The 18,155-nt window shown below is 58.9% G+C and carries 18 protein-coding genes and 1 pseudogene; 15 read left to right on the forward strand and 4 right to left on the reverse strand.

All coding sequences use genetic code 11. The annotated features are described in order from the left end of the window. Positions 1-13: 13 nt before the first annotated feature. The 13 genes and pseudogenes from ACP7A4_RS20205 (at position 14) to hemN (ending at position 12,695) form a co-directional block, all read left to right on the forward strand. A complete protein-coding gene (locus tag ACP7A4_RS20205; RefSeq protein ID WP_426248048.1) occupies positions 14-205 on the forward strand; it encodes a cbb3-type cytochrome oxidase subunit 3 in 192 nt (63 codons plus the stop codon). Continuing rightward, positions 202-1,140, forward strand: coding sequence for a cytochrome-c oxidase, cbb3-type subunit III (gene ccoP / locus ACP7A4_RS20210; RefSeq protein ID WP_048365638.1), 939 nt, complete (start codon positions 202-204; stop codon positions 1,138-1,140). Before ACP7A4_RS20205 ends, ccoP (ACP7A4_RS20210) begins: the two co-directional genes overlap by 4 nt. A 480-nt stretch (positions 1,141-1,620) precedes the next feature. Continuing rightward, the gene (gene ccoN / locus ACP7A4_RS20215) at positions 1,621-3,063 is read left to right on the forward strand and encodes a cytochrome-c oxidase, cbb3-type subunit I (protein ID WP_048365637.1); all 1,443 of its coding nucleotides are present in this window, start codon (positions 1,621-1,623) and stop codon (positions 3,061-3,063) included. After that, positions 3,063-3,671, forward strand: a complete 609-nt coding sequence (gene ccoO, locus ACP7A4_RS20220) for a cytochrome-c oxidase, cbb3-type subunit II (RefSeq protein WP_048365636.1) — start codon at positions 3,063-3,065, stop codon at positions 3,669-3,671. Before ccoN ends, ccoO begins: the two co-directional genes overlap by 1 nt. Before the next feature lie 5 nt (positions 3,672-3,676). Next, complete coding sequence (locus ACP7A4_RS20225; RefSeq protein ID WP_080960189.1) at positions 3,677-3,868, forward strand: cbb3-type cytochrome oxidase subunit 3; 192 nt, start codon at positions 3,677-3,679, stop codon at positions 3,866-3,868. Further along, on the forward strand, positions 3,865-4,842 hold the full coding sequence (gene ccoP, locus ACP7A4_RS20230; RefSeq protein WP_059764045.1) for a cytochrome-c oxidase, cbb3-type subunit III: 978 nt from the start codon (positions 3,865-3,867) through the stop codon (positions 4,840-4,842). The genes ACP7A4_RS20225 and ccoP (ACP7A4_RS20230) overlap by 4 nt, the downstream gene beginning before the upstream one ends. An 80-nt stretch (positions 4,843-4,922) precedes the next feature. Beyond that, positions 4,923-5,288: pseudogene (locus ACP7A4_RS20235) on the forward strand (type II toxin-antitoxin system VapC family toxin); the annotation flags it as partial. 218 nt (positions 5,289-5,506) lie between these two features. Continuing rightward, positions 5,507-6,922, forward strand: a complete 1,416-nt coding sequence (gene ccoG / locus ACP7A4_RS20240; RefSeq protein WP_059764049.1) for a cytochrome c oxidase accessory protein CcoG — start codon at positions 5,507-5,509, stop codon at positions 6,920-6,922. A gap of 12 nt (positions 6,923-6,934) precedes the next feature. After that, positions 6,935-7,474: a FixH family protein gene (locus ACP7A4_RS20245; protein ID WP_048365633.1), complete on the forward strand. Its 540-nt coding sequence runs from the start codon at positions 6,935-6,937 to the stop codon at positions 7,472-7,474. Between the two features lie 105 nt (positions 7,475-7,579). Further along, positions 7,580-10,030, forward strand: a complete 2,451-nt coding sequence (locus ACP7A4_RS20250) for a heavy metal translocating P-type ATPase (RefSeq protein ID WP_426248049.1) — start codon at positions 7,580-7,582, stop codon at positions 10,028-10,030. A 20-nt stretch (positions 10,031-10,050) separates the two neighbouring features. Next, a complete protein-coding gene (ccoS, locus tag ACP7A4_RS20255) occupies positions 10,051-10,281 on the forward strand; it encodes a cbb3-type cytochrome oxidase assembly protein CcoS (protein ID WP_426248050.1) in 231 nt (76 codons plus the stop codon). Then, entirely contained in the window at positions 10,274-10,957 is a 684-nt protein-coding gene (locus ACP7A4_RS20260; RefSeq protein WP_059764055.1) for a sulfite exporter TauE/SafE family protein, read from the forward strand. The genes ccoS and ACP7A4_RS20260 overlap by 8 nt, the downstream gene beginning before the upstream one ends. 355 nt (positions 10,958-11,312) lie before the next feature. Further along, complete coding sequence (gene hemN, locus ACP7A4_RS20265) at positions 11,313-12,695, forward strand: oxygen-independent coproporphyrinogen III oxidase (RefSeq protein ID WP_059764057.1); 1,383 nt, start codon at positions 11,313-11,315, stop codon at positions 12,693-12,695. A gap of 3 nt (positions 12,696-12,698) precedes the next feature. Here the strand turns inward: hemN and ACP7A4_RS20270 are convergent, their stop codons facing one another. Then, the gene (locus ACP7A4_RS20270) at positions 12,699-13,178 is read right to left on the reverse strand and encodes a hypothetical protein (RefSeq protein ID WP_238938337.1); all 480 of its coding nucleotides are present in this window, start codon (positions 13,176-13,178) and stop codon (positions 12,699-12,701) included. Between the two features lie 150 nt (positions 13,179-13,328). On the opposite strand from ACP7A4_RS20270, the gene fnrA reads away from it, so the two are divergent. Both fnrA and ACP7A4_RS20280 read left to right on the forward strand, forming a co-directional pair. After that, entirely contained in the window at positions 13,329-14,063 is a 735-nt protein-coding gene (fnrA, locus tag ACP7A4_RS20275; RefSeq protein WP_048365628.1) for a Crp/Fnr family transcriptional regulator FnrA, read from the forward strand. Positions 14,064-14,119: 56 nt separating this feature from the next. After that, positions 14,120-14,665 (forward strand): adenine phosphoribosyltransferase, encoded by a 546-nt coding sequence (locus tag ACP7A4_RS20280; RefSeq protein WP_059764059.1) that lies wholly within the window; start codon positions 14,120-14,122, stop codon positions 14,663-14,665. 171 nt (positions 14,666-14,836) lie between these two features. Here the strand turns inward: ACP7A4_RS20280 and recR are convergent, their stop codons facing one another. From recR to dnaX, 3 genes are all read right to left on the reverse strand, one after another. Continuing rightward, complete coding sequence (gene recR / locus ACP7A4_RS20285; protein ID WP_048365626.1) at positions 14,837-15,439, reverse strand: recombination mediator RecR; 603 nt, start codon at positions 15,437-15,439, stop codon at positions 14,837-14,839. A gap of 252 nt (positions 15,440-15,691) precedes the next feature. Beyond that, positions 15,692-16,030, reverse strand: coding sequence for a YbaB/EbfC family nucleoid-associated protein (locus tag ACP7A4_RS20290; protein ID WP_048365718.1), 339 nt, complete (start codon positions 16,028-16,030; stop codon positions 15,692-15,694). Between the two features lie 76 nt (positions 16,031-16,106). Then, positions 16,107-18,146: a DNA polymerase III subunit gamma/tau gene (dnaX, locus tag ACP7A4_RS20295; RefSeq protein ID WP_426248051.1), complete on the reverse strand. Its 2,040-nt coding sequence runs from the start codon at positions 18,144-18,146 to the stop codon at positions 16,107-16,109. Between the last annotated feature and the right edge of the window lie 9 nt (positions 18,147-18,155).

Raw genomic sequence — 18,155 nt, forward strand, 5'->3', positions numbered from 1 at the left:
CATGGTTTTGGAGATGAGTAGTGGAATGATTCGCGGCCTGGGCACTGTCGTCGTGGCCGTGGCGTTTATCGGTCTGGCGTTGTGGGTGTTCAGCCCGCGGCGCAAGGCCGAATTCGAAGACGCGACCTTACTGCCATTCAAGGACGATCCAGAAGCCATCAAACACGTCGAGCAAGAACAAGCGTCTAGGAGTAACAACGCATGACCACCTTCTGGAGTATCTATATCTGCGTGCTGACCATCGGCACGCTGATCGGCCTGACTTGGCTGCTGGTTGGTACGCGCAAGGGTGAAACCAAGAGCGAAACCGTCGAGACCATGGGGCACGCCTTTGATGGCATCGAGGAATACGACAACCCGCTGCCGCAGTGGTGGTTCATGTTGTTCGTTGCCACCCTGGTGTTTGGCGTGGGTTATCTGATCCTCTACCCCGGCCTGGGCAACTGGAAGGGCCTGCTGCCGGGTTATGAAGATGGCTGGACCGGGGTCAACGAATGGCAAAAAGAGATGGACAAGGCAGACGCCAAGTTCGGGCCTATTTTCGCCAAGTACGCCGCCATGCCTGTAGAGCAAGTGGCTCAGGACCCTAAAGCGTTGAAAATGGGCGGTCGCCTGTTTGCCTCAAACTGCTCGGTGTGCCACGGCTCGGATGCCAAGGGTGCCTTCGGCTTCCCCAACCTGGCTGATAACTCATGGCGCTGGGGCGGCGATGCCGACACCATCAAGGCCACTATCATGGGCGGACGCATGGCAGCCATGCCTGCCTGGGGTGAAGTGCTGGGTGAAGACGGGGTCAAGAACGTAGCGGCTTATGTACGTCACGACCTGGCTGGCCTGCCACTGCCGCAAGGTACTGCGGTCGATCTGGCCGCAGGCAAGCAAGCGTTCGACACCACTTGCGTGGCGTGCCACGGCGCAACGGGCAAAGGCACACCGATCATGGGTGCACCTGACCTGACGCAACCGGCCGCGTTCATCTATGGCACCAGCCTGGCGCAATTGCAGCAAACCATTCGTCACGGTCGTCAGGGCCACATGCCTGCGCAAAACGAATTGTTGGGCAATGACAAAGTGCAACTGCTGGCGGCATACGTGTTCAGCTTGTCGCACGGTAAGCAAGAGGAAAAATCAGCGGAATAATTTCCGGACATTTCCTGCCGCATCATTTTGGTGCGGCAGTTCCCGCCCCAAAGCGCGACCAAGTGTCGCACCCCTCCCCCCTCCCTCATTGCTCTCTCGCCATTCAGGACTAAGCTCTTAGTTCTGGGATTCGGCCTACGCCGTATTCAGGTCAAGTGAAAAAAATCGGTAAGTTGAAGGGCAGTGATACGGGCCACACTGGTGGGTTTATACCGGCTGTCATCGATTGCGGTCTTCGCCATGATGTCGCCGTGCCTTATCCCCACCCGGTTTTAACCGCCACCTTCCCCTTCGCCTGCGTGCGCCACGCGCTAAATTTTCGCGGTCGAATTTGACCCTACGATACGTGTGGAAAGGGCGCAGAATCAGCGTTGGAAAGCATTGACCGAGGTCATGCTGCGTTGCAATAACCCTACGCTTTATACATACTTGCGCCCGATTTTTACTCCTAATAAAACACCTAAACCGTGGAACCTTAGAATGAGCACAGCAATCAGTCCGACTGCTTATAACTATAAGGTAGTCCGCCAGTTCGCCATCATGACGGTGGTCTGGGGGATCCTTGGCATGGGGCTCGGGGTTTTCATCGCTTCACAACTTGTGTGGCCTGAATTAAACCTTGGCCTTGAGTGGACGACCTTCGGCCGTCTACGTCCTTTGCACACCAACCTGGTGATTTTCGCCTTCGGCGGTTGTGCATTGTTCGCCACCTCTTATTACGTCGTGCAGCGCACCTGCCAAACGCGCCTGATCTCCGACACCCTCGCGGCCTTCACCTTCTGGGGCTGGCAAGCGGTGATTGTCGGTGCCTTGATCACGCTGCCGCTGGGCTACACCACGACCAAAGAATACGCAGAGCTGGAATGGCCTTTGGCTATCCTGCTGGCCATCGTCTGGGTGGTCTACGGCATTGTGTTCTTCGGCACTATTACCAAGCGCAAAACCAAGCACATTTATGTGGGTAACTGGTTTTACGGTGCATTCATTGTCGTCACGGCCATGCTGCATATCGTCAACCACGCCTCCTTGCCTGTGAGTCTTTTCAAGTCCTACTCGGCATACGCCGGTGCGACTGACGCCATGATTCAGTGGTGGTATGGCCACAACGCCGTAGGTTTCTTCCTGACCACCGGCTTCCTGGGGATGATGTACTACTTCGTACCCAAGCAAGCTGAACGTCCGATCTACTCGTATCGTTTGTCGATCGTGCACTTCTGGGCACTGATTACCCTGTACATCTGGGCCGGTCCGCACCACTTGCACTACACCGCACTGCCAGACTGGGCGCAGTCGCTGGGCATGGCGATGTCGATCATCCTGCTGGCACCCAGCTGGGGCGGCATGATCAACGGCATGATGACCCTGTCGGGCGCCTGGCATAAGCTGCGCACCGACCCGATCCTGCGCTTCCTCGTGGTATCACTGGCGTTCTACGGCATGTCGACCTTCGAAGGCCCGATGATGGCCATCAAGACCGTCAACTCGCTGTCGCACTACACCGACTGGACCATCGGCCACGTTCACGCTGGCGCGCTGGGCTGGGTAGCGATGATTTCGATTGGCGCCCTGTACCACATGATTCCTCGCCTCTACGGGCAGAAAGCGATGTTCAGCACCAGCCTGATCAACACGCACTTCTGGCTCGCGACCATCGGCACCGTGCTGTACATCGCCTCGATGTGGGTCAACGGCATCACCCAGGGCCTGATGTGGCGCGCCATCAACGACGACGGCACGCTGACCTACTCGTTCGTCGAAGCGCTGCAAGCCAGCCACCCTGGCTTTATCGTTCGCGCCATCGGCGGTGCTTTCTTCGCCAGCGGCATGCTGTTCATGGCCTATAACGTGTTCCGTACCGTACGCGCCTCGAACCCGGTAGAAGCTGAAGCAGCGACCAAGATCGCTGTAGTTGGAGCCCACTGATGAAGCACGAAACAGTCGAGAAGAATATTGGCCTGATGGCCTTCTTCATGGTCATCGCCGTCAGTATTGGCGGCCTGACCCAAATCGTTCCGCTGTTCTTCCAGGACGTGACCAACACGCCCGTCGAAGGCATGAAGCCGCGCCCTGCCCTCGAGCTTGAAGGCCGTGACATCTACATCGCCAACGGCTGCGTTCAGTGCCACTCGCAGATGATTCGCCCGTTCCGTGCCGAAACCGAACGCTATGGCCACTACTCGGTAGCCGGTGAAAGCGTGTGGGATCACCCGTTCCTGTGGGGCTCCAAACGTACCGGCCCGGACTTGGCCCGTGTCGGCGGTCGTTACTCTGATGACTGGCAGCGTGCTCACCTGTACAACCCGCGCAACGTAGTGCCCGAGTCAGTCATGCCAGCCTACCCGTTCCTCGTTGAACGCAAGCTGGACGGCAAGGACACCGCGAAAAAAATGGAAGTCTTGCGCACGCTCGGCGTCCCTTACACCGACGAAGACATCGCCGGCGCCAAGGATGCAGTGAAAGGCAAAACCGAAATGGACGCACTGGTGGCTTACCTCCAGGGCTTGGGCACCATCATCAAAAGCAAACGGTGATCTAGATGGATATCGGGATGATTCGTGGCCTGGGCACTGTCGTCGTGATGGTGGCTTTTATCGGTTTGGCGCTGTGGGTGTTCAGCCCGCGACGCAAGTCAGAATTTGAAGACGCAACCTTATTGCCGTTCAAGGATGATCCCGAAGCCATCAAGCACGTCGAGCAAGAGCAAGCTTCTAGGAGTAACAAAGAATGACTACGTTCTGGAGTCTGTACGTCACAGTCCTCACTCTGGGTACCATCTTCGCCTTGACCTGGTTGTTGCTGGCCACCCGAAAGGGCCAACGCAGCGAGCAGACTGACGAGACAGTTGGGCACTCTTACGACGGGATTGAGGAGTACGACAACCCGATGCCGAAATGGTGGTTCATGTTGTTTGTGGGCACCGTGATTTTTGCCTTGGGCTACCTGGTACTTTACCCGGGGCTGGGTAACTGGAAAGGCCTGCTGCCGGGCTACCAGCACTTGGACACGCAAAAGGAAACACCGTTTGCCAATGGCCAGACGGGCTGGACCGGTGTTCACGAGTGGGAAAAGGAAATGGCCAAGGCGGACGCCAAGTTTGGTCCGATCTTCGCCAAATTCGCTGCCATGCCCATTGAAGAAGTGGCTAAAGATCCGCAAGCGCTGAAGATGGGTGGCCGCCTGTTCGCCTCCAACTGCTCGGTGTGCCACGGTTCTGACGCTAAAGGCGCTTACGGCTTCCCCAACCTGACCGACGCCGACTGGCGCTGGGGCGGTAGCCCGGAAGAAATCAAGACCACGATCATGGGCGGCCGTCATGCGGTCATGCCAGGCTGGTCTGAAGTCATTGGTGAACAAGGTGTCAGCGACGTAGCCGCTTACGTACTGACCCAACTGGATGGCCGTAAATTGCCAGAAGGCGCCAAAGCCGACCCGGCCAAAGGCAAGGAACTGTTTGCCACCAACTGCGCCGTGTGTCACGGCCCGGATGGCAAGGGCAATCCACTGATGGGCGCACCCAACCTGACTCATCCGGGCGCGTTCATTTATGGTTCCAGCTTTGCGCAATTGCAGCAGACCATCCGTTACGGCCGTCAGGGCCAGATGCCTGCTCAAGCCGACCTGCAAGGGAACGATAAGGTTCACCTGCTGGCCGCTTACGTTTACAGCTTGTCCCATGGTGAAGACGCCAAGGCAGCTGAATAACGCAGCCGTTTAAAGCCTGAAAAAACAGCCCCGTCAGCAATCGCTGGCGGGGCTGTTTTGTTTCAGTCGCGTTTTTTAAGCAAGCCGAGCCCGCTGTCGTGGCGTGGGCGCGCAGCATTACGGCTAATAAACTGTACATTTCAGCCATTACCCTGCTTGAGCTAGAAACCGCAATCCTGCGCCTTGAACGACGTGATCCTGCTCAGGCAGCCCCCTTGCGAAGCTGGCTTGAACACCATGTAGTCCCAGCCTTCGCCGGGCGCGTGCTGTCGATTGACGCGAGTGTTGCCAGACGCTGCGCCCGCTTGCATGTGCCCGACCGCTGCAATGAATGCGATGCCTTGATCGCAGCCACTGCACTGGTACACGGCATGACCGTGGTGACCCGCAACACTAAAGACTTTACCTTCAGTGGCGCCCCGGTTTTGAACCCTTGGGAGGCTTGATTCAGAGCACTGGCGCACCTCAGCCCTGGACTGAAGTCAATTGATCTGTGTCACGACTTGTTACAACTGCTATACCAACTTGTTGATTTTCGGAACGCGACCAAAGGTCGCACCCTTGAGCTAGAGTCACAGGCGTATCATTACGCCACTGCAACACCTTCTGACTGCGGCCGGCACGTACTGGTCGTGGCATTTTTCCACTGCCGTGGGACGCACTAATGAGCAATCAGATTCCTGTACACGACGTAACGCCACCTGCCAAGAAGGCACCTGAAAGCGTCAACCTCTACGCAGCCCGGGAAAAAATCTACACCCGCGCATTCACCGGTCTGTTTCGCAACCTGCGAATGGTGGGCGGCGCCGGGCTTTTTCTGTTGTATTTCGGCACCGTCTGGCTCAACTGGGGGGGCCATCAGGCCGTCTGGTGGAACCTGCCAGAGCGTAAATTCTTTATTTTTGGTGCGACCTTCTGGCCACAGGATTTCATCCTGCTGTCGGGCTTGCTGATCGTCGCCGCCTTTGGCCTGTTCTTCATTACCGTGTACGCAGGACGCGTGTGGTGCGGCTACACCTGCCCACAAAGCGTCTGGACCTGGGTGTACATGTGGTGCGAAAAGGTCACCGAGGGCGACCGCAACCAGCGCATCAAGCTCGACAAGGCGCCGATGAGCGCCAACAAATTTTTGCGTAAGTTCAGCAAGCACAGCCTGTGGTTGCTCATCGGTTTTGTGACCGGCATGACCTTTGTCGGCTACTTCTCACCCATCCGCGAACTGGTGATCGACTTCTTCACTGGCCAAGCCGATGGCTGGGCCTATTTCTGGGTCGGCTTTTTCACCCTCGCCACCTACGGCAACGCGGGTTGGCTGCGCGAGCAAGTGTGTATTTACATGTGCCCGTATGCGCGCTTCCAGAGCGTGATGTTCGACAAAGACACACTCATCGTTTCATACGACCCGCGTCGCGGCGAAGTGCGTGGCCCGCGCAAAAAAGATGCGGACTACAAAGCAATGGGGCTGGGCGACTGCATCGATTGCACCATGTGCGTGCAGGTCTGCCCGACCGGCATCGACATACGTGACGGCTTGCAGATCGAATGCATCGGCTGCGCCGCCTGTATCGATGCCTGCGACAGCATCATGGACAAGATGAACTACCCGCGTGGCCTCATCAGCTACACCACTGAGCACAACCTCTCCGGCCAGAAGACCCATAAGTTGCGGCCACGACTGATTGGCTATGCACTGGTGCTGCTGACCATGATGGGCCTGTTGGCAGCCGCGTTCTTCACTCGCAGCCTGGTGGGCTTCGATGTCAGCAAAGACCGCGTGCTGTACCGCGAGAACGCTGAAGGACGGATCGAAAACGTTTACAGCCTGAAAATCATGAACAAGGACCAACACGACCACACGTATGTGCTGGAGGCCGCCGGTCTGCCTGACCTCAAGCTGCAAGGCAAACGCGAGATCAAGGTCGCCGCGGGCGATATCGTCAGCTTGCCGGTTGAACTGTCGATTGCACCCGAAGCGCTACCGTCCAGCACCAACGAAGTGTTCTTCATCCTCAAAGATGCAGACAACAACGACATTAACGTTAAAGCCAAGAGCCGCTTCATCGGCCCACAAATCAGATAAGAGAGCCTTGCCATGCCAGCACCAAAACCCTACAGCCCTTGGTACAAACACCTGTGGCCGTGGATCATCATTGCCATTCTGGCGTGCTCGGTAACGCTGACCCTGTCGATGGTGACCATTGCGGTGAACAACCCCGACCACCTGGTCAACGACAACTATTACGAAGCGGGCAAAGGCATCAATCGCTCATTGGACCGTGAGCTGCTGGGCCAGAACCTGAACCTCAAAGCCAAGCTGCACCTGGACGGCATGACTGGCGAAGTGGTGCTCGTGCTTGAAGGCAACAGCCAGCCCAAAACCCTTGATTTGAGCCTGATCTCACCTACTCAGCCAGAAAAAGACCGCAAGATTGCAATGACCCAAAGCGAGTCGGAACCGGGCCGCTACATCGGCCAACTGGATGACAAGGTTGAAGGACGTCGCTTCGTTGAATTGCTGGGCGTTGAAGACGGCAAGACCTGGCGTCTGTTTGAAGAGGAAGAAGTCGGCCACGACAAAGACCTGCTATTGGGTGACGAGCCGCTTCAAGGCGCTGAAGACCACAAGAAGTAAACCCGTTGCGGCCACGCCCGCCCTTGCAGGGATACGCGAACCCTGCAAGGGCGGGCGTGCCCGCAATGACGTACTTTCAAGCGCATAACCTCGCGACAGACCGCCATGACCACTCCTGTTCCCTGCTATCACTGCGCCCTGCCCGTCCCGTCCGGCAGTCGATTCACTGCAATTGTGCTCGGTGAAACCCGCGAGTTCTGTTGTCCAGGCTGCCAGGCCGTGGCCCAAGCTATCGTCGCGGGCGGTCTTGAAAGCTATTACCAGCACCGCAGCGAAGCTTCAGCCAACCCCGACGCGCTGCCTGTGCAACTGCTCGAAGAACTGGCGCTGTACGACCGCGCCGACGTGCAAAAACCGTTTGTAAGGCACGACGGCGAGCAGGCCGAAACCACACTGTTGATAGAAGGCATCAGCTGCGCGGCGTGTGGCTGGCTGATCGAAAAACACCTGCGCCTTTTGCCAGCCGTCAGCGAGGCGCGGCTCAATCTGTCCAATCACCGCCTGCACGTGCGTTGGGCAGACAGCCAATTGCCCCTCAGTGAGCTGCTCAGCGAACTGCGGCACATCGGTTACGCCGCGCACCCGTATCAAGCTGACCGTGCTACCGAGCAACTGGCCAGTGAAAATCGCCTGGCCTTGCGCCAACTGGGTGTCGCCGGGCTGTTGTGGTTTCAAGCCATGATGGCAACGATGGCCACTTGGCCCGAATTCAATATCGACCTCAGCCCCGAGATGCACACCATCTTGCGCTGGGTCGCCCTGTTTCTGACCACGCCGATCGTGTTTTACAGTTGCGCGCCGTTCTTCAAAGGCGCCATGCGCGACCTGCGCACCCGGCATCTGACCATGGATGTCTCGGTGTCGCTGGCCATCGGCGGCGCTTACATCGCTGGCATCTGGACTGCGATTACCGGCATTGGCGAACTGTACTTCGATGCCGTGGGCATGTTTGCCCTGTTCCTGCTGGCCGGTCGCTACCTGGAACGCCGCGCCCGCGAGCGCACTGCCGCCGCCACCGCGCAATTGGTCAATCTGCTGCCCGCCTCTTGCCTGCGTTTAAGCGGCGACGGCCAAAGCGAACGCATCCTGCTGACCGAACTCAAGGTCGGCGATCACGTACTGGTTCACCCCGGCGCCATTCTGCCAGCCGATGGCAAGATTCTGGACGGCCAGTCCAGCATCGACGAGTCGCTGCTGACCGGCGAATACTTGCCACAGCCACGTATCATCGGCGATGCCGTGACGGCGGGCACGCTGAATGTCGACGGCGCTCTGACGATTGAAGTACTGGCCCTGGGCCAAGACACACGCCTGTCAGCCATCGTGCGCTTGCTGGACCGCGCGCAAAGCGAAAAGCCGCGCCTAGCCGAAGTCGCCGACAAGGCCGCGCAATGGTTCCTGCTGTTTTCGCTGATCGCAGCGGCGGCGATTGGTCTGCTGTGGTGGCAGCTGGACCCGTCTCGCGCCTTCTGGATTGTGCTGGCCATGCTGGTGGCAACCTGCCCCTGCGCACTGTCACTGGCCACCCCGACCGCACTCACGGCCGCCACAGGCACCCTGCACAAACTGGGCTTGCTGCTAACTCGCGGGCATGTGATTGAAGGGCTGAATCAAATCGATACGGTGATTTTCGACAAAACCGGCACCTTGACCGAAGGCCGTCTGGCCTTGCGCGCCATTCGCCCCTTACGCGACCTGGACAGCGATCACTGCCTGGGGCTGGCCGCCGCACTGGAAAACCGCTCCGAACACCCGATTGCTCGTGCGTTTGGCCGGGCACCGTTGGCCGCCTCAGATGTGCTCAGTACCGCCGGCCTTGGCCTTGAAGGGCGGGTGGGCGAGCAGCGCTTGCGCATCGGGCAAGCGGGTTTCGTGTGCGAGATCAGCCAAAGCCCAGTGCCTGACATGCCGCAAGAACCCGGCCAATGGTTGCTGCTGGGCGATGCGCACGGCCCGCTGGCCTGGTTCGTGCTGGATGACCGCTTGCGCGCCGATGCCCCGGCCTTGTTGGCGGCCTGCAAAGCACGCGGTTGGCGCACACTGCTGCTGTCGGGCGACACCTCGCCCATGGTCGCCAGCGTGGCCGCTGAACTGGGCATCGATGAAGCCAGGGGCGGCTTGCGCCCGGATGACAAATTGCACGTGCTGCAACAGCTGCATGCTCAGGGCCGCAAAGTATTGATGCTCGGCGACGGGGTGAACGACGTGCCCGTACTGGCGGCCGCAGACATCAGCGTGGCGATGGGGTCCGCCACCGACCTGGCCAAAACCAGCGCGGACGCGGTGTTGCTGTCAAACCGCCTGGAGGCTTTGGTGCAAGCATTCACCCTCGCGCGGCGTACACGTCGGGTTATTATCGAAAACCTGTTGTGGGCGGGCCTGTATAACGGGCTTATGCTGCCGTTTGCGGCACTGGGCTGGATCACACCGGTATGGGCGGCCGTCGGCATGTCCATCAGTTCACTGACCGTGGTGCTCAATGCCTTGCGCCTGACCCGCATGCCGAAGCCGGTCAGCCCCCAGCCCACCCTCGACACTCATCCGCTGCCGGCCTGAACCGGTCGTCTGGAGCTCATATGCCAGCGCTTTACGTCATGATTCCTGCGGCCTTGCTGATTGTCGCGATTGCCATCTACATCTTCTTCTGGGCCGTGGACAGCGGCCAGTACGATGACCTCGACAGCCCGGCGCACAGCATCCTGTTTGATGACCAGGACCCACAACACACTGCCGCCGTGGAAGAAGCCAAAGGTCAGCCCAGCGCGTCACTCAAAGAAGCCGACCACAAGACCCCTCCCCATGCTTGAGCTGGCACCGCTTCTGGCATCTGCGCTCATTCTGGGCCTGCTGGGTGGCGGCCATTGCCTGGGCATGTGCGGCGGACTGATGGGCGCACTGACGCTGGCCATTCCTAAAGAGCAACGCAGCCGACGCTTCAGGCTGCTATTGGCCTACAACGTGGGTCGAATCCTCAGCTATGCCGCGGCGGGTTTACTGCTCGGTTTAGCGGGATGGGCCGTTGCCAACAGCCCGGCGGCGCTGTTTATGCGCATCCTTGCCGGGGTATTGCTGATTTGCATGGGCTTGTACCTGGCAGGCTGGTGGAGCGGCCTGACGCGCATCGAAAGCCTGGGGCGCGGGCTGTGGCGACATATCCAGCCACTCGCGACACGCCTGCTGCCTGTGTCGAGTTTGCCGCGCGCCTTATTGCTGGGCGCGCTGTGGGGCTGGCTGCCGTGCGGCCTGGTTTACAGCACCCTGATCTGGTCGGCCAGCCAGGGCAGTGCGACCGACAGTGCGCTGCTGATGCTTGCGTTTGGCCTGGGCACCTGGCCGGTGTTGCTTGCCACCGGGCTGGCGGCTGAACGCGTCACGGCGCTGCTGCGCAAGCGCAGCGTGCGCATGGCTGGCGGGTTGCTGGTGATCCTGTTTGGTATTTGGACCCTGCCCGGCCCGCACCAGCATTGGCTGATGGGCCATTAAACCTGCGCGCGTGACGCAGGCCTGGTTCACCTCGACAAATGGTTTTACGACTGCTGTGCAGCCGGACGCAGCCTCGCGCTGCTCGTCAGCGGCTACAGGGTTTAGGCATGCGATTAACCCGGTTCGCGTAGCCGCTGGCAAAGGCGACGTCCGAGTGCGTAACCGTCGTAAACCCTATGACTGCGGTGGCTTGCAAGCACCGCATCGGATGGCTAAACGGGTGCTGCTCGTCAGCGGCTACAGGCACCCGCGAGAACCTGCCCGCCAAGCACAGCTCTTGATGCAAATCAAGATGCAACAGTGACCCACCCCCTAGACTCGCGTTCATTGCCAGCCATCCCGGGGGAATGCCCGCATGCTCGACGCCATTCGTTGGGACTCAGATTTAATTCGCCGTTACGACATGGCCGGACCGCGCTATACCTCGTATCCCACAGCGATGCAGTTCAACAGCCAGGTCAGCCCGTTTGATCTGCTGCACGCCTTGCGCGAAAGCCGCAAAGCGTTGCGCCCTGTGTCTTTGTACGTCCACGTGCCGTTCTGCGCGAACATTTGCTATTACTGCGCCTGCAACAAAGTCGTGACCAAGGACAGAGGCCGCGCACAACCTTATCTGCAACGTCTGGAGCAAGAAATACAACTCATTGCCTGCCACCTCGACCCCAAACAAAAGGTCGAACAGTTGCACTTCGGCGGCGGCACACCGACGTTTCTCAGCCATGACGAACTGCGCCAATTGATGGCCAAGCTGCGTCAGCATTTCAATTTGCACGACGATGATTCGGGTGATTACGGCATCGAAATTGACCCGCGCGAAGCCGACTGGTCGACCATGGGCCTGTTGCGTGAGCTGGGCTTCAACCGCGTGAGCATCGGCCTGCAAGACCTCGATCCGCAGGTACAGCGAGCCGTTAACCGCTTACAAAGCCTGGAAGAAACCCGCGCCGTGATTGATGCCGCGCGCACGCTGCAGTTTCGCTCGATCAATATCGACCTGATCTACGGCCTGCCCAAGCAAACACCTGAAGCCTTTGCCCGCACCGTGGATGAAGTCATCACCCTGCAACCAGACCGTTTGTCGGTGTTCAACTACGCGCACTTACCCGAGCGTTTCATGCCCCAACGGCGGATCGATGTCAGCGACCTGCCCACCCCCGCTGCCAAGTTGCAGATGCTGGAAAACACCATTGAGCAATTGCTCAAAGCGGGTTATCGCTACATCGGCATGGATCACTTTGCGCTGCCCGATGACGAACTGGCCATCGCTCAGGAAGAAGCCACCTTGCAGCGCAACTTCCAGGGCTACACCACCCACGGGCATTGCGATCTGGTTGGGCTGGGCGTCTCGGCCATCAGCCAGATCGGCGACCTGTACTGCCAGAACCACAGCGACATCACGCACTATCAAAACAGTTTGGCCAGCGCTCAGCTCGCCACCAGTCGTGGCTTGATCTGTAACCAGGATGACCGACTCCGACGCGAAGTCATTCAGCAAATCATTTGCAACCTGCACTTGCCGTTTGCGCGCATTGAGCAGGCATTCAATATCGACTTCAGAGGGTATTTTGCGGCCCAGTGGCCGGCCTTGGAAAAAATGGCAGCCGACGGCCTGATTGCTCTGGACAGTGACCAATTGACGGTACTGCCCGCTGGGCGGTTGTTGGTGCGCTCGGTGTGCATGGTGTTTGACGCCTACCTTGAGCAACAAAACCGCCAGCGTTTTTCGCGCGTGATTTAACCGCTACTTCGCCGCCAATGAAGAGGCTTTGACCGCGTCGTCCGCGCTCGAGTCCTTCATGGCTTCGTTCAGGCTTGAAATGGCCGTCATCAATGCGGCATTGAGCACAGAAATGGCTGATTGCAGCGCACTGGCCTGGGCATTGGCTTGCTCAGGGCTAAGGCTCTTGTTGGTCATTACTTGCTGCAACTGCGCCTGCTTCTCGGCGATCTGCTTTTTGAGTTCGCGAATCATCTTCAGAATTTTCTGCACCTGATCAGACAAGCCACTTTCTGCAATGTCATTGTCCTGGCTTTTCTGAGCGCTCGCGGTCTTCAGGGCGGCCCCCGAGATCGTCACTTTGACCCCTTCAACAGGCGCACCGGTGTCCGCATCCAGCTTGGGCGCTTTGTCGGCAGCAGGCGCCACTTCGCTAATCTTGGTCCGCTCGTAGACTGGCAACATGCCACTCTGGCTAACGGTAATTCCACCCATCGACGACATCTTCCCTGCTCCCGTGGTTAAGCGATAACAATTGTGTCGGCCAAATCCTGCATATCTTGAGCTCAACGCTCTGAAATGGCGCGCTGGCCTCGACTCCTTAGCTGGGGTACCCTTGCGTCTTATGTGTGTTTTCCCACAAGGATTTAAGAAATGTCCGAGCCAGTAAAACTGCGCGCTCATACCCAGGCTCACTGCAAGGATTGCAGCCTGGCCCCTCTTTGTTTGCCACTTTCGTTGAATCTGGAAGACATGGATGCGTTGGATGAGATCGTCAAGCGAGGCCGCCCGCTGAAAAAAGGCGAGTTCCTGTTTCGCCAGGGCGACACGTTTGGCTCGGTATACGCAGTACGTTCTGGCGCACTTAAAACCTTCAGCTTGAGCGACAGTGGCGAAGAGCAGATCACCGGTTTCCATTTGCCGAGTGAGCTGGTCGGCTTGTCGGGCATGGACACCGAAACGTATCCGGTCTCGGCGCAGGCACTGGAAACCACCTCGGTGTGCGAGATCCCTTTCGAGCGCCTGGACGAACTGGCGCTGCAACTGCCTCAGCTACGTCGCCAATTGATGCGTGTGATGAGCCGTGAAATCCGTGACGATCAGCAAATGATGCTGTTGCTGTCGAAAAAAACCGCTGATGAGCGCATTGCCACCTTTTTGGTGAATTTGTCGGCGCGCTTCCGTGCACGCGGCTTCTCAGCCAATCAGTTCCGCTTGAGCATGTCGCGTAACGAAATCGGCAATTACCTCGGTTTGGCGGTAGAAACCGTCTCGCGCGTCTTTACCCGCTTCCAGCAAAATGAACTGCTGGCCGCCGAAGGCAAAGAAATCCACATTCTTGATCCGATTCAACTGTGCGCCCTCGCTGGCGGCGCCATGGAAGTCTAAAACAGGCCAATAGCGACTATACTGGCGCGCTTAACGCATGCCAGGACATCTGCCTAATGGTCTTCAACGACTTTTGCCTCAAATCCCTGATTCGCCCGGTCATTGACTTCCCCAAGCCGGGCGTGATCTTTCGTGACATTACCCCGCTTTACCAATCGCCGCGCGCCATGCGCGTGATCGCCGACACCTTTATCGAACGCTATGTCGAAGCTGATTTCAGCCACATCGGAGCGATGGATGCGCGTGGCTTTTTGATTGGCTCGGTGCTGGCCCATCAGTTGAACAAGCCTCTGATTCTGTTTCGCAAGCAAGGCAAGCTGCCCGCCAACGTGCTAGCCGAAGGCTATCAAACGGAATATGGCGAAGCGTTTCTGGAAGTGCATGCCGACAGTTTGTGCGAAGGGGATTCGCTGCTGATCGTGGATGACCTGATTGCCACGGGCGGAACGTTGATCGCGGCGGCCACTCTGGCGCGACGCATGGGCGCGACGGTGTTCGAAGCGGCGGCCATTATCGACCTCCCGGAACTGGGCGGCTCTGAGCGCCTGAACGACATCGGCGTACCAACCTTCAGCCTGACCGCATTTTCACTGACGCAATAACGCCCTGAAACAAGCGCGTGATGACTTGCACCGTTGTCGGTATCGCACGCATAAACCTGTAGGCGCTGACGAGTAACACGAGGCTGCGATCGGCGATAAAGTCGTCGTAAAACCACTCAACGTGGTGCAGCAGACCAACGTTTACGATCGCCTCGCGCTGCGCCTCAGACGTTACAGGGCGATGGGTTTACGCCCGGCGAATGAGTGCGCCAGCGTCCCGCCATCCACCAGTTCCAGCTCGCCACCCAGCGGCACACCGTGTGCGATGCGCGATGCGATCAGGCCTTTGCTGCTCAACAGCTGGGCAATGTAGTGCGCGGTGGCTTCACCTTCGACGGTCGGGTTGGTGGCCAGAATCACTTCGGTAAAACTGCCCTGCCCGTCAATGCGTGCCATCAGTTGCGGGATGCCAATCGCCTCAGGCCCCAGGCCGTCAAGCGGCGACAAGTGCCCCTTGAGTACGAAATAACGCCCTCGATAACCGGTTTGTTCAACGGCATACACGTCCATCGGCCCTTCCACCACACACAGCAGCGTGTCGTCACGACGCACGTCGGCGCATTGCGGACATAAGTCATCTTCGGTCAGCGTGCGGCACAGTCGGCAGTGCCCAACACCCTCCATCGCCTGGCTCAGTGCCAGCGCCAAACGCGAGCCGCCACTGCGATCACGCTCCAGCAACTGCAAGGCCATGCGCTGCGCGGTCTTTTGACCAACCCCCGGCAAAGTGCGCAAGGCATCGATCAGTTGGCGAATCAGGGGGCTAAAGCTCATAAGGAAAAGTCCGACAAAACAACGAGAGGCGGTTTATACCCGCCGTATGGAACAGCGTCAAATCTTGTAGACACGCTGACGTGGGCAGCCAGGCTGTGCCCTCTGATGATCAGTACGAGGCTGCGATTGAAGCGGTTCAGCAAGTGTGCTGGCTCAGGTTTATGATCGCTTCGCAATCAGACGCCGCCTGCGGCTGCGGGTACGCGGGCAAAAAAAAGCCAGGCGCGATCGGCCTGGCTTTTTTAAAGGGCTTTAGAACGGCAGTTTCATGCCCGGTGGCAATTGCATGCCAGAGGTCACGCCGCTCATTTTGTCCTGGCTGTTGGCTTCGATCTTGCGAACAGCGTCGTTTACCGCTGCCGCGAACAAGTCTTCCAGCACTTCGCGATCATCGTCGCTCACGCCTTCGAGCAGGCTTGGGTCAATGCTCACGCGCTTGATGTCGTGACGACCGGTCATCACCACGCTCACCATGTCGCCACCGGCCTTGCCGGTGACTTCTGCGTTGGCCAACTCTTCCTGCATCTTGGCCATTTTTTCTTGCATCTGCTGCGCCTGCTTCATCAGGCCGGCCATGCCACCTTTCATCATGGGAATCACCTCAATCTGTATTTGCACAATGTACTCATGGCCCTATCGGCCACGAGCTGTAAGGGTTGACCCTGCGTCAAGAGGCCTGAGCCTCGATGACGTCGACAGGTTGGATCGTATCGTCACGCACCGAGGCGTCGAACTGTTTAATCATTTGCTGGACCAGCGGGTCCGCATAAATCGATTCTTCGGCCAGGCGCTGACGTTCGGCACGCAAACGTGAAGCGGCTTGCGCCGGGGTTTCTTGCTCAGGCTTGATCAGCTCGATGGTGACCTTGAGGGTGCGCTGCAAGTGCTGGTTCAGCGCGTCATTGAGCCGACGCTGCTGAGTCGCGTTAAACAGTGCGCTGTGTGCCGGGTCAAGGTGCAGCAGCCAGTCATCGCCCTCGACCGCGATCAGCGTGCAGTTGGCACCGATACTCGCCGTCATCCCCGATACCGGTAATTGGGGGAACAGGTTCAGCCATTCAAGGGCCAGGCCCGTCGCTGGCATGGAAGCAGGCAGCGGCTCAGGCTCTGGCGCAGGTTGCGCCGCATGCTCACTGGCCAACTCGTCGAGGTAGCTGTAAGCCGCCGAGTCCATGTCCGGTTCAATGTAATCTTCGTCCAGTGGCGGCTCGTCATCGCGGTCCATGCCCGACAACGCGGCGTCGACCTGCTCAGGTGTTGGCTGCGGCATCGGCGCCGCGCTCCACTCGGGAGCGTCCGGCACCACGCTGTCCGGAGTCGGCAACGGCATCGGCGGCAACTCTGGCTGCTCGCTGACGGTGTCCAGCACCGGCTCAGGGGGCGCCTCGTGCTCAATCACTGGCGCAGATGGTTCGTTCCAGGGCAAGTCGATTTCGGCAACCACAGGCGCCGCTGCCTCCACCACAGGGGCTGGCGTCGGTGCAGGTTGCGCAGCTGCCTCAGGTGCAGGCGCAGCGACTGGCGCAGTCGCAGTCGCAGTCGCCGCCACAGGTGAGGTGGAATCAACTGTGGCCTGGCTGATCCCCACTGGCTTTAGCGGCTGACTGGGCGCATCCGCGGTGCCTGCGGGGCGGAAAGCCAGCATGCGCAGCAGCACCATCTCAAAGCCACCTCGCGGGTCGGGCGCGAGTGGCAAGTCACGGCGGCCAATCAAGCCCATCTGATAATAAAATTGCACGTCTTCGGCGGGCAGAGCACTGGCCAGCGCCAACACCCGGTCGCGGTCGCCGTGGCCGTTGTCCAGGCCTTCAGGCAATGCCTGGGCAATGGCCACGCGATGGAACACGTTGAGGATTTCTGACAGCACGCCGTTCCAGTCAGGCCCCTGCTCGGCCAGGTGACGCACGGCTTCAAGCAGCGCGCGCGCATCGCCTTCGATCAAGGCGTGCAACAGGTCAAACACCTGGCCGTGATCCAGCGTGCCGAGCATGGCGCGCACATCGCCCGCCAGCACTTTGCCTTCGCCAAATGCGATGGCCTGATCGGTCAGGCTCATGGCATCGCGCATCGAGCCGTCGGCTGCACGGCCCAACAACCACAACGCGTCATCTTCAAAAGGGATGTTTTCGACACTGAGCACGTGGCTCAAATGCTCAACCACACGCTCAGGGGTCATGTTCTTGAGCGAGAACTGCAAGCAACGGGACAAAATGGTCGCTGGCAGCTTTTGCGGATCGGTGGTCGCCAGGATGAACTTGACGTAGGGCGGCGGCTCTTCAAGGGTTTTGAGCAACGCATTGAACGAGTGACTGGAGAGCATGTGCACTTCGTCGATCAGGTAGACCTTGAAGCGCCCACGGCTCGGCGCGTACTGCACGTTATCGAGCAGCTCACGGGTGTCTTCGACCTTGGTGCGGCTGGCGGCGTCGATCTCGATCAGGTCAACAAACCGGCCTTCGTCGATTTCGCGGCACACCGAACACTCGCCGCACGGGGTCGAGGTGATACCTGTTTCACAGTTCAGGCATTTGGCGATGATCCGCGCAATGGTGGTCTTGCCCACGCCACGGGTACCGGTAAACAGGTAGGCGTGATGCAAGCGCTGACTGTCCAGGGCATTGATCAGAGCCTTGAGCACATGGGTCTGGCCGACCATTTCGCGGAACGAGCGCGGACGCCATTTACGTGCAAGAACCTGATAACTCATTGATAACCG

It is taken from the genome of Pseudomonas sp. TWR3-1-1 (genome assembly GCF_049896545.1).
Taxonomy (GTDB): Bacteria; Pseudomonadota; Gammaproteobacteria; order Pseudomonadales; family Pseudomonadaceae; genus Aquipseudomonas; species Aquipseudomonas weihenstephanensis.

Excerpts from the sequence above, each read along its gene's own strand:
- ACP7A4_RS20205 (WP_426248048.1), top strand. The coding sequence starts at position 14 with ATGAGTAGTGGAATGATTCGCGGCCTGGGCACTGTCGTCGTGGCCGTG.
- ccoP (WP_048365638.1), top strand. The coding sequence starts at position 202 with ATGACCACCTTCTGGAGTATCTATATCTGCGTGCTGACCATCGGCACG.
- ccoN (WP_048365637.1), top strand. The coding sequence starts at position 1,621 with ATGAGCACAGCAATCAGTCCGACTGCTTATAACTATAAGGTAGTCCGC.
- ccoO (WP_048365636.1), top strand. The coding sequence starts at position 3,063 with ATGAAGCACGAAACAGTCGAGAAGAATATTGGCCTGATGGCCTTCTTC.
- ACP7A4_RS20225 (WP_080960189.1), top strand. The coding sequence starts at position 3,677 with ATGGATATCGGGATGATTCGTGGCCTGGGCACTGTCGTCGTGATGGTG.
- ccoP (WP_059764045.1), top strand. The coding sequence starts at position 3,865 with ATGACTACGTTCTGGAGTCTGTACGTCACAGTCCTCACTCTGGGTACC.
- ccoG (WP_059764049.1), top strand. The coding sequence starts at position 5,507 with ATGAGCAATCAGATTCCTGTACACGACGTAACGCCACCTGCCAAGAAG.
- ACP7A4_RS20245 (WP_048365633.1), top strand. The coding sequence starts at position 6,935 with ATGCCAGCACCAAAACCCTACAGCCCTTGGTACAAACACCTGTGGCCG.
- ACP7A4_RS20250 (WP_426248049.1), top strand. The coding sequence starts at position 7,580 with ATGACCACTCCTGTTCCCTGCTATCACTGCGCCCTGCCCGTCCCGTCC.
- ccoS (WP_426248050.1), top strand. The coding sequence starts at position 10,051 with ATGCCAGCGCTTTACGTCATGATTCCTGCGGCCTTGCTGATTGTCGCG.
- ACP7A4_RS20260 (WP_059764055.1), top strand. The coding sequence starts at position 10,274 with ATGCTTGAGCTGGCACCGCTTCTGGCATCTGCGCTCATTCTGGGCCTG.
- hemN (WP_059764057.1), top strand. The coding sequence starts at position 11,313 with ATGCTCGACGCCATTCGTTGGGACTCAGATTTAATTCGCCGTTACGAC.
- ACP7A4_RS20270 (WP_238938337.1), bottom strand. The coding sequence starts at position 13,178 with ATGTCGTCGATGGGTGGAATTACCGTTAGCCAGAGTGGCATGTTGCCA.
- fnrA (WP_048365628.1), top strand. The coding sequence starts at position 13,329 with ATGTCCGAGCCAGTAAAACTGCGCGCTCATACCCAGGCTCACTGCAAG.
- ACP7A4_RS20280 (WP_059764059.1), top strand. The coding sequence starts at position 14,120 with ATGGTCTTCAACGACTTTTGCCTCAAATCCCTGATTCGCCCGGTCATT.
- recR (WP_048365626.1), bottom strand. The coding sequence starts at position 15,439 with ATGAGCTTTAGCCCCCTGATTCGCCAACTGATCGATGCCTTGCGCACT.
- ACP7A4_RS20290 (WP_048365718.1), bottom strand. The coding sequence starts at position 16,030 with ATGATGAAAGGTGGCATGGCCGGCCTGATGAAGCAGGCGCAGCAGATG.
- dnaX (WP_426248051.1), bottom strand. The coding sequence starts at position 18,146 with ATGAGTTATCAGGTTCTTGCACGTAAATGGCGTCCGCGCTCGTTCCGC.